A 14,188-nucleotide genomic window follows, 5' to 3' on the forward strand; every position below is an offset into this window, starting at 1 on the left:
ACGTAATTGAGATTGCCCAGCGTAGGGTGTACAGGGTTTAAAATACAGTGAAATGGAATATGTCGCAAAGGAAGCTCCCTCGGTTACTGGTGTGTATCCAGTTACTTGTATGCTCACTTTTTACTAGCCTGAGCTATGGTGATGCGCTGATTGACGATATTCGCTCCCAACCTCAGCAATTACAACGCGATTACGCCATCAGCAAACTCGCTCAACCTCTTTCTGAACCTCAACAATTAGCGGTCAATGCCTTTATCGCCAAACAGTTTTTTTGAAGACAGTAACTACGAAAAGGCGGCTCGCTACTATTTACGCGCGGAGCAACTAGCTGCAAAACACGGCACGGTAATTGAGCATTCGCGATATGCACAGATGCAAGGCGTTAGCCACTACTACCGGGGTCAAGATTTAACCGCTATCGAAGATTATCTTCGCGCCATCGAGATCATCGAGCAAATCGACAAACCCATTATTGCGGCGCATTTATATAATAATATTGGCCTGGCTTATTCTGGCGCAGACCAAATCGAAGCGGCCATCGCCTCCTATTCAAAGGCAAAAGAGCTTTACGATGAATATGGCGACGAGTATGACCAAGTTAATATCATGCACAATATCGCTGTTGCTTATATGGACTGGTACCGCTTCGAAGCTGCATTTGATATTTATGAGCAAATAGGTGATAGCTTTGAGCGTTTGGGGGATACCATAGGGCAAGCGCAAATGGAGACTAACTTAGGCTCTATTTACCAATCACGTATGGATTTCGAACAAGCAGAAATTTACTACCAAAAGGCTCTGGTGAAGTACCAAGAAAATGGCGACCGCCCAAACCATATTGTCAATCTTATTCGCTTAGCTGAATTAAACTTTGTGCAAGGGCGTTTTGATGCCGCTTATACGCAAATGCGTGACGCCCAAGCGCAGGCTGAGGTAATGGATAATTTGCATTACAACAGCAATATTAAAGAAATTGAAGCCAAGTTGCTGTTCGCTAAAGGTCAATATAAACAGGCACAGCAAGCACTGCGAGAGGTATACACCATGCGCGAGCAGGTGACCGATGACAAAGCCTCTCCTGCGATTTCCTTAATTGAATTACTCGTGACTGCGGCGCAGGGTGATCATGTCAAAAGCGCATTGCTATACGAGCGCTATGAGCGCCAGCAGCAAGAGATGCTAAGCAACAAAATAGCCAGCTCTTTGAATGATTTCCAAGCTAAGTACAATGCCACTGAACTACAACAACAGGTTGACTCGCTCAAGCAACAGCAACAGTTAGATAAACTCGAAGCGCAGCAGCGTCGTCAAATGACATTTCTAGCTGCAGGTATACTGATATTGGCTTTTATCAGTATAGTGCTGTTATTCCGGCGCTCTGCCGAGCGCAAAGCAACGGCAATGCTAGAGGATAAAGTAAAGCAACGCACCAAAGAGCTGGAGGAGTTGGCCGATCAGCTCAGTGCGGCAAACGAAATAAAAAGCCAATTCTTGGCCAATATCAGCCATGAAATACGCACCCCCCTGACCTCAATTATGGGTCAAGCGCAAGCAATCATCGAAGGCGATGTGCCCGCCGAGCAAGTAGCCAAGGAGCTACGAGTTATCTACAACAATAGCCAACATCTTGGAGAGCTGATTAACGATGTACTCGATTTGAGTAAAATCGAGGCCAACAAGCTGGAGTTGGTTATTTCAACAGTGAGTATTTGTTCCTTGCTTGCGGATATAAATGCCATGTTCCAGCCAAGCGCATCACAAAAAGGCATTCTTTTTCGTATTAATAATAAGTTGCCAGCAAGCTTCGGCGCGGAATTTGACTACATTCGAGTAAAACAGGTGCTGGTGAACTTATGCTCTAATGCGGTGAAGTTCACTGAGCAAGGTGAGGTTGAACTTGCTATTACTGCTGATGAGCAAGGTGTGTGCTTTCGTGTAAAAGACACCGGGATTGGTATTGCTGAAGATAAGCTTGATGCCATTTTTGCGAACTTTAGCCAAGGTGATAACTCCATCAGCCGGCGCTTTGGCGGCACAGGCCTCGGTCTTAGCCTATCGCAGCAACTAGCGCAGATTATGGGCGGAGATATAAGCGTCTCCAGTGTTTTGGGGCAGGGCAGTACATTTAGCTTCTATATCCCTTGTCGTTGTATGGAAATGGACGAGCGCAGCAACGACACGATTCAGGCAGCACGGGCCCTGAGCTTTTCCGGTGAGGTGGTACTGGCCGAGGATCACGAGGATAACCGTAGACTAATTGAGCGTCTACTTACCAACTTAGGTATTAAAGTGCACAGCGCTGCTAATGGTGAACAAGCTGTAGAGCTTACTTTGCAGCACTGCCCTGATTTAGTGTTGATGGATATCCAAATGCCAAAAATGGATGGTCTTGAGGCTCTTAATTTGTTGCGCCAATGTGGCTATACGCAACCGATCATCGCTTTAACGGCGAACGCCATGACCCATGATATTGAACGGTACAAAGCTGCTGGGTTCACTAATCACTTGGCGAAACCTATCGAAAAAGAAGAGTTTTGCCGCACCCTAGAGCACTTTTTAAATGTTGAAATAGACGCTCGTGCGGCTCAGAGTGTGGATATGAGCGACTTGCACGAAAGCTTTATGCACACCTTGCCAAGAGAGATCGAAAGCTTGGTTAGCGCACACGCTCGTAATGACCTCGATGAAATTAAGGCCGTCGCCCACCGCTTAGCAGGGGCTGCGCAGATGTTTGCCAGCCAAACCATTGCGGAGTTGGTATGCGATATTGAACTTGCGGCAAAGTATCAGGATAAAGAGCAAGTCGGCGTATTAATCGAAGACTTGGCAAATCTGGAACTAAAATAAATCAATATCACCCGTAAGATCCTCACTATGGCTTGTCTTTTGCGGCAGCGCATCTATGTGTTTTCGGCTGGGATCATTACGTTTGCGGGTATCATAATGTTCTTCACTGGTAATAAATAAGCTTATCTTCTGCTCTATACACTGTGCGAGATTGAGTAAGTCTTGTGATGACACTGATTGTATCCGCGAGCTAGACAGCGCGTCTGAGTTGAGCTCTTGCATGGCATCGACGCAGCTTTGCGCTCTATCCGACAACGTATGCTGTTGCTGCAGTTGACTGCGAATTTGTTCTGAATGGGCGCTAATGTCGAGCATGGAATGCTCTATTTGGTCGACCTCGTTAGTCGCTTGCGCGGATAATTCAACGGTTTCCTGTGTCAGCGAGATGCTTTGTTGCATCAACTCGGTGACCCGCTGCGTCCCTTGCTGAATATGTTGCACCATTTCCCGCACTTCATTAGTGGATTTGGTCGTGCGTGCGGCGAGGTGGCGAACTTCGTCAGCGACCACAGCAAAGCCACGGCCCATTTCCCCCGCGCGCGCCGCTTCAATCGCGGCGTTTAATGCCAGTAGATTGGTTTGTTCAGCAATGGCATTGATAACATCAATCACCGAACTAATTTTTTCGCTGTCTTGTTGCAACTGCGCTAATTCATCGTTGGTTTGTGCTATCTGTGATGACAGCGTTTGCATACTGCGCTGGCTTTTATCAGCATCGATTTTGGTTTGCTTTACTGAGTTTGTTGCCAGCTCCAACGAGCCACAAATATTGTCAATGCCATCGCCGAGTTGGGTCGTAATGTGCAGCATGTCATTAAATGAGTTTACCATGTCGTTACCATGGGTACTTTGCATCATCGCTTTTTGAGTGACTGAGGAATAGGTATCGGTAAGTTCATCAGCCATCGGAAGGAGGCGTGCAGAGCTGGCATGAATCTCCATGATTAAGTGCTCAATAGTGGCTAAGCAGCTATTGAATACCAGGTAAGATTGGGGAGCGTGTTTGCTGTCATCAAAGCGAAAACTGACGTTCACTTTTTCTCCATCTACCAAGTGCTGTGCTAGATCAGCGGTCAGCTCATGGTCTTGTACAGAGCCTTGCTTCAAAACGTAGATAAATAAGGCGAGGATAACCACAGTGGGCAATAAAATAAGTGCGGTGTGCCACCACGATGATGTGAACTGGTAGGCCACTATCACTTGCGTGAGTGTTAATACCGCCACAAAGAGAAGGTAAAAATTTCTAAGATTCATTAGCTTACTGATTATATTTTGCCCTATCTAAGATATAGACTAATCTCGTCTAGGCGCAAAATAAAAAGGCCGCGACTGCAAAACAGTCACGGCCTAGGAGTAAGCTAAAGCAGTTATTACTTGCGCTTCATCGAATCAAAGAATTCATCGTTGGTTTTACACATGGCAAGCTTATCGATGAGGAATTCCATGGCATCGATTTCCGACATGTCATGGACAATCTTACGTAAAATCCACATCTTCTGAAGCTCATCTGCCTTGGTGAGTAATTCTTCGCGGCGTGTACCTGAGCGGTTGAAGTCAATTGCTGGGAATACGCGTTTCTCTGCAATCTTACGGTTAAGGTGCAGTTCCATGTTACCTGTACCCTTAAACTCTTCGTAGATGACTTCATCCATTTTTGAGCCGGTATCAATTAGAGCTGTAGCGATGATGGTCAAGCTACCCCCTTCTTCAACATTACGCGCTGCACCGAAGAAGCGTTTTGGTTTATGTAGCGCATTCGCATCAACACCACCGGTCAGTACTTTACCTGATGATGGGATTACGGTGTTATAGGCGCGGGCTAAACGGGTAATGGAGTCTAAAAGAATAACCACGTCTTTTTTGTGCTCAACCAGACGTTTGGCTTTCTCAATCACCATTTCGGCTACTTGTACGTGACGGCTGGCAGGTTCATCAAATGTTGACGCTACTACTTCACCTTTCACCAAGCGCTGCATTTCTGTTACTTCTTCCGGGCGCTCGTCAATCAGCAAAACCATCAACTCACAATCAGGCTGATTGTAGCTGATAGACTGGGCAATGTTTTGCAGCAACATGGTTTTACCCGCTTTTGGCGGAGCAACAATCAGGGCTCGCTGACCCTTACCAATTGGTGAGGCTAAATCCAGTACCCGTGCGGTGATGTCTTCAGTACTACCATTACCACGTTCCATGCGTAAACGTTCGTTTGCGTGCAGTGGAGTAAGGTTTTCGAAGAGGATTTTAGTACGGGAGTTTTCAGGTTTATCGAAGTTAACTTCGTTCACTTTTAATAGTGCGAAGTAGCGTTCGCCATCCTTAGGTGGACGAATCAGTCCCGCAATCGTATCGCCAGTACGCAAACTGAAACGACGAATTTGGCTTGGCGAGACGTAAATATCATCAGGGCCGGCTAGGTACGAGGCTTCAGAGCTACGTAAAAAGCCAAAGCCGTCTTGCAAAATCTCCAAGACACCGCCGCCATAAATGTTTTCACCGCTTTTGGCGTGCGCTTTTAAGATTGAGAAGATAATATCTTGTTTTCTAAGGCGGGCTACGTTTTCTAAGCCCATAGACTCGGCTAGTTTTACAAGTTCTTTGATAGACTTGTCTTTCAGTTCGCGTAAATGCATATTGGTGGGTTCTTTAACTATTTATCGTCTCGAAATGGAAGTATCCCGAGTGAGGTTTTTGGATAAACTTAGGATTGTTGGGGTTATAAACTAGTAGCTCGAAAGCGCATCGTCCAGTGTTTAAACACAATTGTAGAGTAAAAAAGGGCCAAAGCCCTTTTTTAACGGCGTGATTACAGGTTGTTCTCTAAGAACTCAACTAGCTGAGCTTTAGATAATGCACCTACTTTCGTTGCTGCAACTTGGCCATCTTTAAATAGCAATAAAGTTGGAATACCACGAATACCAAACTTAGGCGGAGTGCCTGCGTTTTGGTCGATGTTGAGTTTGCCAATGCTTACACGGCCGTCAAATTCGCCAGCTACTTCGTCAAGGATTGGCGCAATCATTTTACAAGGTCCGCACCATTCAGCCCAAAAGTCGACTAGTACAGGCTTGTCTGATTGCAATACGTCAGCGTCAAAGCTGTCGTCAGTTAATTGGATAATTTTATCGCTCATCACGTTCTCCGTTAATTTTGGCGAATTTATTTAGTGCGTATTTAAACACTCTTGTTTCTTATTGCAAGTTTAAGCGTTATGCTTTATCGCTATGAATAAGACACATTTAACCGATAAAAAATTTGCAGACTTTGCTTTAGCACCGGAAGTGGTTGCCGGATTGCAAGCAAGTGGCTTTGAATACTGCACGCCAATTCAGGCAAAGTGTATGCCATACATTATGGCTGGCCAAGATATTGCTGGTCAGGCACAAACGGGCACCGGCAAGACTTTGGCGTTTCTTACAGCCACTTGCCATTACTTATTGCGTAGTCAAAAGCCATCGGGTCAGCAACCAAGAGCCCTGATCATGGCTCCCACTCGGGAGCTCGCGATTCAGATCCACAAAGACGCAGAAATCTTGGCGCCACACTGCAACCTTAAACTAGGTTTATTATATGGTGGCGAGGATTATGAAAAACAACGGGCACAGCTGGAAAAAGGTGTTGATATCTTAATTGGCACCACGGGACGATTGATCGACCTTTATAAGCAAGGTTGTTACACCCTCAATGATATTGAGGTGGTCGTCCTTGATGAAGCCGACCGTATGTTTGACCTTGGTTTTATTAAAGACATCCGTTATATGTTTAGGCGGATGCCAGAAGCAAGTGAGCGACTGAACTTATTATTCTCCGCGACACTGTCTTATCGTGTCCAAGAGCTTGCGTTTGAACACATGACAAATCCAGAGCATGTGCAAATTGAGCCGGATGTGAAAACGGGTAAGCGTATTCAAGAGGAGCTGTTCCATCCTTCACAAGAAGACAAGATGAAGCTGCTGCTAACCTTAATTGAAGAAGAATGGCCAGATAAAGCGATTGTCTTTGCTAATACTAAACACAGTTGCGAAACGGTATATGCATGGCTTAAAGCTGACGACCACAGAGTCGGGCTATTAACAGGCGATGTCAATCAGAAAAAACGTCAGTCTATCCTGGCGCAATTCACTAAAGGTGATTTAGACTTTCTGGTAGCTACGGATGTCGCCGCTCGCGGATTGCATATCCCAGAAGTAAGTCATGTATTTAACTATGACCTACCGGATGACTGCGAAGACTATGTGCATCGCATCGGTCGAACTGGGCGCGCTGGTGCTTCAGGACACGCTATTAGCTTTGCCTGTGAGCAGTATGCATATAACCTTCAAGAGATAGAAGAGTATATAGAACACAGCATCCCATTATCCCATTATGACAAGAGTGCATTGTTGGATGACATCAAAGCACCAAAAATGATTAAACGCCGAGGGCCGCAAGGACGTTCTCGTAATGGCGGTCGAGGCCAAGGCCAAGGGCAAAATCGGCGTCGTCAGCCGCGTTAGAAGTAAATGATCCCCAAGCTTGGCCTATGCCAAGCTTTTTTTGAGGTAATAACAAGTGGTGAAACCTTCCCTCCAAGATGATTTATATGCGGTAATCGATCTTGGCTCAAACAGTTTTCACATGCTGATAGCTAAGACCGTTGCTGGCTCTTTGCAAACAATTGGTCGGGTTAAACGTAAAGTACGTCTTGCTGCAGGGTTAGACGCGCAAATGTGCCTGAGCCAAGAGGCGATGGAGCGCGGTTGGGAGTGCTTAGCCTTATTTGCTGAACGCTTGCAGGATATTCCTGCCCATCAGGTGTGCATTGTTGCCACGGCAACGCTGCGCTTAGCCACTAACGCCGAAGAGTTTAAGAACCGTGCGCAAGAGATTCTCGGTCACCCGGTGAATGTTATTAGTGGTGAAGAGGAAGCTAAAACCATTTATCAAGGCGTTGCACACACTTCTTCATGCAGTGGCAAGCAACTGGTTATTGATATTGGTGGCGCGAGCACCGAGGTGGTGATCGGTGAAGGGTCCCACCCTATACATTATCAAAGCCTCAATATGGGATGTGTTACCTATCTAGAAGCTTATTTCAAAGACGGCGCTTTAAGCCAAGAAAACTATAATGCTGCTATTGCTGCGGCGAAAAATATTGTCGAGCCGATCGCCGCTAAGTATAAACACACCGGATGGGACTATGCCGCTGGTGCATCGGGCACCGTACAAGCAATTCAAGAAATTATGGTCGCACAGCGTCAGGACGAAACACTGACCTTGGATAAGCTCCATGATATTCGACAGCTAACGGTACAATATAGCAATATTGATAGCCTTCAACTTCCTGGCTTAAGCGAAGAACGTCGTTTGGTCTTTGTCTCTGGATTAGCAATCCTGATTGCTATCTTTGAAGTGTTAGAAATTGAAGCGATGGGCTTGGCCGGTGGTGCGCTTCGCGAAGGGGTGCTCTATAGCATGATCCCCGAACTACAGCGTAAAGATATTAGACAACGTACTATCGACAGCTTTGTTACCCGTTACCATGTAGATCATAGCCAGGGTGAGCGCGTAGCCTGTATCGCCAAATTGCTCGCCACACAACTGGCCAGTGATTGGCATTTGAATGAGACTGATCACGCTTTACTGCATAGCGCTGCAAAACTCCATGAAGTGGGTTTATTAATTGAATATAAGCAATATCCAAAACACGGCGCTTATATTCTTAAAAATACCGATATGCCAGGGTTCACTCGTCAACAGCACTTATTAGTGACTAAGTTAGTGCAAAGCCACAAGGGGGACTTGAGTGCAAACCAGTTTGAGTCCCTTGGTGCGCACCAACAACTAGCGATATGTTTGGTTAGAGTTTTGCGTTTAGCTGTTATTCTCTCTATGCGCCGTAAAGATGATGTACTACCGCAACTAGCCATTAATGCTCAAGGTGAGGCACTCATCTTATCTATAGACTCGCAATGGTTAAAGCAACACCCGCTTATGCTAAGCGAACTTAACCAAGAGACACTCTACCAACGTAATGCTGGTTGGAAGTTAACCATCCAACAATAAAAGTCCCACAATAAAGCCGCCGAACAGCGGCTTTTTGTATTAATTTAAGCCGTAATGCCTAAATTAAAAGCAAACGATCCATTTTTTGCAGTTTTCTTTAAAAAAGGGGTTGCGTGGAAATCGAATCTCCCTATAATGCGCATCCACCGACACGGCGGACTGCTTACAAACAAGCACTTCAACGAGTTGGGTGAGTCAAGTAAAACTGAGTTTTAAAAAGCGCATTGAAAAATGCAAACTTCTTAAAATAAAGTGTTGACAATAAAACAGGGTTGAGTAGAATGCACAGCCCTCGAGACGCGAAAGCAACTCGAAACCGGGTGACCGGACCTGTTCTTTAAAAATATGAAGCAATCATCTGTGTGGGCACTCGTACAGATTGAGTTCTAACAGCCGATTCTAGTTCGCTAGATGACGCAAACAAATTTAGAGTCTCAATTGAGCTGAGTGACCAACGGCAATAAATTTAATTTATTGCAGCACAGTCAATTCGATATCGACAGATATCAAAATCAGTATTCATTGAGCTGAATCTTAGGATTCAAAAAACTTTTAATTGAAGAGTTTGATCATGGCTCAGATTGAACGCTGGCGGCAGGCCTAACACATGCAAGTCGAGCGGAAACGAAGAGGTGCTTGCACCTCTGGCGTCGAGCGGCGGACGGGTGAGTAATGCTTGGGAACATGCCTTGAGGTGGGGGACAACCGTTGGAAACGACGGCTAATACCGCATAATCTCTACGGAGCAAAGGGGGCTTCGGCTCTCGCCTTTAGATTGGCCCAAGTGGGATTAGCTAGTTGGTGAGGTAATGGCTCACCAAGGCGACGATCCCTAGCTGGTTTGAGAGGATGATCAGCCACACTGGGACTGAGACACGGCCCAGACTCCTACGGGAGGCAGCAGTGGGGAATATTGCACAATGGGCGCAAGCCTGATGCAGCCATGCCGCGTGTGTGAAGAAGGCCTTCGGGTTGTAAAGCACTTTCAGCAAGGAGGAAAGGATGTAAGTTAATACCTTACATCTGTGACGTTACTTGCAGAAGAAGCACCGGCTAACTCCGTGCCAGCAGCCGCGGTAATACGGAGGGTGCGAGCGTTAATCGGAATTACTGGGCGTAAAGCGTACGCAGGCGGTTTGTTAAGCGAGATGTGAAAGCCCCGGGCTTAACCTGGGAACTGCATTTCGAACTGGCAGGCTAGAGTGTGATAGAGGGTGGTAGAATTTCAGGTGTAGCGGTGAAATGCGTAGAGATCTGAAGGAATACCGATGGCGAAGGCAGCCACCTGGGTCAACACTGACGCTCATGTACGAAAGCGTGGGGAGCAAACAGGATTAGATACCCTGGTAGTCCACGCCGTAAACGATGTCTACTAGGAGCTCGGCTTTTCGGAGCTGTTTTCCAAAGCAAACGCATTAAGTAGACCGCCTGGGGAGTACGGCCGCAAGGTTAAAACTCAAATGAATTGACGGGGGCCCGCACAAGCGGTGGAGCATGTGGTTTAATTCGATGCAACGCGAAGAACCTTACCTACACTTGACATCCAGAGAACTTTCTAGAGATAGATTGGTGCCTTCGGGAACTCTGAGACAGGTGCTGCATGGCTGTCGTCAGCTCGTGTTGTGAGATGTTGGGTTAAGTCCCGCAACGAGCGCAACCCCTATACTTAGTTGCCAGCGATTCGGTCGGGAACTCTAAGGAGACTGCCGGTGATAAACCGGAGGAAGGTGGGGACGACGTCAAGTCATCATGGCCCTTACGTGTAGGGCTACACACGTGCTACAATGGCGCATACAGAGTGCTGCGAGCCTGCGAGGGTGAGCGAATCACTTAAAGTGCGTCGTAGTCCGGATTGGAGTCTGCAACTCGACTCCATGAAGTCGGAATCGCTAGTAATCGCGAATCAGAATGTCGCGGTGAATACGTTCCCGGGCCTTGTACACACCGCCCGTCACACCATGGGAGTGGGTTGCTCCAGAAGTGGTTAGCCTAACCTTCGGGAGGGCGATCACCACGGAGTGATTCATGACTGGGGTGAAGTCGTAACAAGGTAGCCCTAGGGGAACCTGGGGCTGGATCACCTCCTTATACGATTTAGAACTGATTTGTTCGCAGTGTCCACACAGATGATTGTTACTTACTTGCTAAAGCGGGTAGGTAATATTTTGCTCTTTAACAATTTGGAAAGCTGATAAAAACTTTGAATCACGTTAAGTGATTTAGAGTTCTCAATAAGTAAAGAAAATGCCAGTTAATCGACAGATTAATTGTGCGTCTACTTTAGTATTCTATAACTTCTGGCGAAGTTAAACAGTCACACCAAACAACTCAAACTACTTTGGGTTGTATGGTTAAGTGACTAAGCGTACACGGTGGATGCCTTGGCAGTTGGAGGCGATGAAGGACGTATTAACTTGCGATAAGCCTGGTCAAGCTAGTAAAAAGCGCTTGAGGCCAGGATTTCCGAATGGGGAAACCCACCTGCTTGCAGGTATCTTGCACTGAATACATAGGTGTAAGAGGCGAACGCGGAGAACTGAAACATCTAAGTACCCGTAGGAAAAGAAATCAACCGAGATTCCGAAAGTAGCGGCGAGCGAAATCGGAGCAGCCCTTAAGCTTATTTGATGTTAGTGGAAGGCTCTGGAAAGTGCCACGATACAGGGTGATAGTCCCGTACACGACAACGTCTAATAAGTGAAATCGAGTAGGTCGGAGCACGTGAAACTTTGACTGAATATGGGGGGACCATCCTCCAAGGCTAAATACTCCCAACTGACCGATAGTGAACCAGTACCGTGAGGGAAAGGCGAAAAGAACCCCTGTGAGGGGAGTGAAATAGAACCTGAAACCGTGTACGTACAAGCAGTAGGAGCCCTTCGAGGGTGACTGCGTACCTTTTGTATAATGGGTCAGCGACTTATATTTTGTAGCGAGGTTAACCGAATAGGGTAGCCGTAGTGAAAGCGAGCGTTAACTGCGCGTTGAGTTGCAAGGTATAGACCCGAAACCCGGTGATCTAGCCATGGGCAGGTTGAAGATTGAGTAACATCAATTGGAGGACCGAACCCACTAACGTTGAAAAGTTAGGGGATGACCTGTGGCTTGGAGTGAAAGGCTAATCAAACCGGGAGATAGCTGGTTCTCCCCGAAATCTATTTAGGTAGAGCCTCGGACGAATACCATTGGGGGTAGAGCACTGTTTGGGCTAGGGGGTCATCCCGACTTACCAACCCCATGCAAACTCCGAATACCAATGAGTACTATCCGGGAGACACACGGTGGGTGCTAACGTCCATCGTGGAGAGGGAAACAACCCAGACCGCCAGCTAAGGTCCCAAAGTGTATGTTAAGTGGGAAACGATGTGGGAAGGCTAAAACAGCTAGGAGGTTGGCTTAGAAGCAGCCACCCTTTAAAGAAAGCGTAATAGCTCACTAGTCGAGTCGGCCTGCGCGGAAGATGTAACGGGGCTAAACATACCACCGAAGCTGCGGCTGCAACTTTATGTTGCGGGGTAGGGGAGCGTTGTGTAAGTGGCTGAAGGTGTGCCGGGAGGCATGCTGGACATATCACAAGTGCGAATGCTGACATGAGTAACGATAATGCGGGTGAAAAACCCGCACGCCGGAAGACCAAGGGTTCCTATCCCATGTTAATCAGGGTAGGGTGAGTCGACCCCTAAGGCGAGGCCGAAAGGCGTAGTCGATGGGAAACGGGTTAATATTCCCGTACTTGGTATAGATGCGATGGGGGGACGGAGAAGGCTAGGCAGGCACGGCGTTGGTTGTCCGTGTGAAAGGCAGTAGGCTTGAATCTTAGGTAAATCCGGGATTCTTTAAGGCTGAGAGTCGAGACGACACTCTACGGAGTGGAAGCTGTTGGTGCCATACTTCCAGGAAAAGCCTCTAAGCTTCAGTCTATATCGAATCGTACCCTAAACCGACACAGGTGGTCAGGTAGAGAATACTAAGGCGCTTGAGAGAACTCGGGTGAAGGAACTAGGCAAAATAGTACCGTAACTTCGGGAGAAGGTACGCCCACATTAGGTGAAGGACCTGCGTCTGGAGCTGAAGTGGGTCGCAGTGACCAGGTGGCTGGGACTGTTTATTAAAAACACAGCACTGTGCTAAATCGTGAGATGACGTATACGGTGTGACACCTGCCCGGTGCCGGAAGGTTAATTGATGGGGTTAGACTTTGTCGAAGCTCTTGATCGAAGCCCCGGTAAACGGCGGCCGTAACTATAACGGTCCTAAGGTAGCGAAATTCCTTGTCGGGTAAGTTCCGACCTGCACGAATGGTGTAACCATGGCCACGCTGTCTCCACCCGAGACTCAGTGAAATTGAAATCGCAGTGAAGATGCTGTGTACCCGCGGCTAGACGGAAAGACCCCGTGAACCTTTACTACAGCTTGGCACTGAACATTGAGCCTACATGTGTAGGATAGGTGGGAGGCTTTGAAGTGGTTACGCCAGTAATCATGGAGCCATCCTTGAAATACCACCCTTGTATGTTTGATGTTCTAACGTTGGCCCCTGAATCGGGGTTGCGGACAGTGCCTGGTGGGTAGTTTGACTGGGGCGGTCTCCTCCCAAAGAGTAACGGAGGAGCACGAAGGTTGGCTAAGTACGGTCGGACATCGTACGGTTAGTGTAATGGTAGAAGCCAGCTTAACTGCGAGACAGACACGTCGAGCAGGTACGAAAGTAGGTCATAGTGATCCGGTGGTTCTGAATGGAAGGGCCATCGCTCAACGGATAAAAGGTACTCCGGGGATAACAGGCTGATACCGCCCAAGAGTTCATATCGACGGCGGTGTTTGGCACCTCGATGTCGGCTCATCACATCCTGGGGCTGAAGTCGGTCCCAAGGGTATGGCTGTTCGCCATTTAAAGTGGTACGCGAGCTGGGTTTAGAACGTCGTGAGACAGTTCGGTCCCTATCTGCCGTGGGCGTTTGAGAATTGAGAGGGGCTGCTCCTAGTACGAGAGGACCGGAGTGGACGAACCGCTGGTGTTCGGGTTGTTTTGCCAAAGGCATTGCCCGGTAGCTACGTTCGGAATCGATAACCGCTGAAAGCATCTAAGCGGGAAGCGAGCCTCGAGATGAGTTCTCACTTGGAGTTTGACTCCACTAAAGGGCCGTTGAAGACGACAACGTTGATAGGCAGGATGTGGAAGCGCTGCAAGGCGTTAAGCTAACCTGTACTAATTACCCGTGAGGCTTAACCATACAACGCCAAAGTGGTTTGTATGTGACTGTTTAAGCACAGAAGTTAAGAGACTAAAGTAGAGTTA

At 47.4% G+C, this 14,188-nt stretch carries 7 protein-coding genes and 2 rRNA genes; 6 read left to right on the forward strand and 3 right to left on the reverse strand.

Annotated elements, in window-relative coordinates; translation table 11 throughout:
- Window positions 1–59: 59 nt before the first annotated feature.
- Both PRUTH_RS00365 and PRUTH_RS00370 read left to right on the forward strand, forming a co-directional pair.
- Window positions 60–275, forward strand: coding sequence for a hypothetical protein (locus PRUTH_RS00365; RefSeq protein WP_151172269.1), 216 nt, complete (start codon window positions 60–62; stop codon window positions 273–275).
- The gene (locus tag PRUTH_RS00370; RefSeq protein WP_151172270.1) at window positions 247–2,847 is read left to right on the forward strand and encodes an ATP-binding protein; all 2,601 of its coding nucleotides are present in this window, start codon (window positions 247–249) and stop codon (window positions 2,845–2,847) included. The genes PRUTH_RS00365 and PRUTH_RS00370 overlap by 29 nt, the downstream gene beginning before the upstream one ends.
- Here PRUTH_RS00370 and PRUTH_RS00375 read toward each other — a convergent pair.
- The 3 genes from PRUTH_RS00375 to trxA form a co-directional block, all read right to left on the reverse strand.
- Entirely contained in the window at window positions 2,839–4,101 is a 1,263-nt protein-coding gene (locus tag PRUTH_RS00375; RefSeq protein WP_151172271.1) for a methyl-accepting chemotaxis protein, read from the reverse strand. The two genes, PRUTH_RS00370 and PRUTH_RS00375, sit on opposite strands and share 9 nt — an antisense overlap.
- Window positions 4,102–4,217: 116 nt before the next feature.
- The gene (rho, locus tag PRUTH_RS00380; protein ID WP_022943569.1) at window positions 4,218–5,477 is read right to left on the reverse strand and encodes a transcription termination factor Rho; all 1,260 of its coding nucleotides are present in this window, start codon (window positions 5,475–5,477) and stop codon (window positions 4,218–4,220) included.
- A gap of 173 nt (window positions 5,478–5,650) precedes the next feature.
- The gene (gene trxA / locus PRUTH_RS00385; RefSeq protein ID WP_022943568.1) at window positions 5,651–5,977 is read right to left on the reverse strand and encodes a thioredoxin TrxA; all 327 of its coding nucleotides are present in this window, start codon (window positions 5,975–5,977) and stop codon (window positions 5,651–5,653) included.
- Window positions 5,978–6,068: 91 nt separating this feature from the next.
- Between trxA and rhlB the strand changes: the two genes are divergently transcribed.
- The 4 genes from rhlB to PRUTH_RS00405 all read left to right on the forward strand — a co-directional run bounded on the left by rhlB (window position 6,069) and on the right by PRUTH_RS00405 (window position 14,123).
- Window positions 6,069–7,340: an ATP-dependent RNA helicase RhlB gene (rhlB, locus tag PRUTH_RS00390; RefSeq protein ID WP_022943567.1), complete on the forward strand. Its 1,272-nt coding sequence runs from the start codon at window positions 6,069–6,071 to the stop codon at window positions 7,338–7,340.
- Between the two features lie 55 nt (window positions 7,341–7,395).
- Window positions 7,396–8,889: a guanosine-5'-triphosphate,3'-diphosphate diphosphatase gene (gene gppA, locus PRUTH_RS00395; RefSeq protein ID WP_045979503.1), complete on the forward strand. Its 1,494-nt coding sequence runs from the start codon at window positions 7,396–7,398 to the stop codon at window positions 8,887–8,889.
- A 553-nt stretch (window positions 8,890–9,442) separates the two neighbouring features.
- Window positions 9,443–10,977 (forward strand): 16S ribosomal RNA (locus PRUTH_RS00400).
- A 261-nt stretch (window positions 10,978–11,238) separates the two neighbouring features.
- A 23S ribosomal RNA gene (locus PRUTH_RS00405) occupies window positions 11,239–14,123 on the forward strand.
- Together the 16S and 23S rRNA genes form the textbook arrangement of a ribosomal RNA operon.
- Window positions 14,124–14,188 lie beyond the last annotated feature (65 nt).

This window comes from Pseudoalteromonas ruthenica, assembly GCF_008808095.1.
Taxonomy (GTDB): Bacteria; Pseudomonadota; Gammaproteobacteria; order Enterobacterales; family Alteromonadaceae; genus Pseudoalteromonas; species Pseudoalteromonas ruthenica.

Coding starts and splice junctions, on each gene's coding strand:
- PRUTH_RS00370 (WP_151172270.1), top strand. CDS start 247: ATGCCTTTATCGCCAAACAGTTTTTTTGAAGACAGTAACTACGAAAAG.
- PRUTH_RS00375 (WP_151172271.1), bottom strand. CDS start 4,101: ATGAATCTTAGAAATTTTTACCTTCTCTTTGTGGCGGTATTAACACTC.
- rho (WP_022943569.1), bottom strand. CDS start 5,477: ATGCATTTACGCGAACTGAAAGACAAGTCTATCAAAGAACTTGTAAAA.
- PRUTH_RS00365 (WP_151172269.1), top strand. CDS start 60: ATGTCGCAAAGGAAGCTCCCTCGGTTACTGGTGTGTATCCAGTTACTT.
- trxA (WP_022943568.1), bottom strand. CDS start 5,977: ATGAGCGATAAAATTATCCAATTAACTGACGACAGCTTTGACGCTGAC.
- rhlB (WP_022943567.1), top strand. CDS start 6,069: ATGAATAAGACACATTTAACCGATAAAAAATTTGCAGACTTTGCTTTA.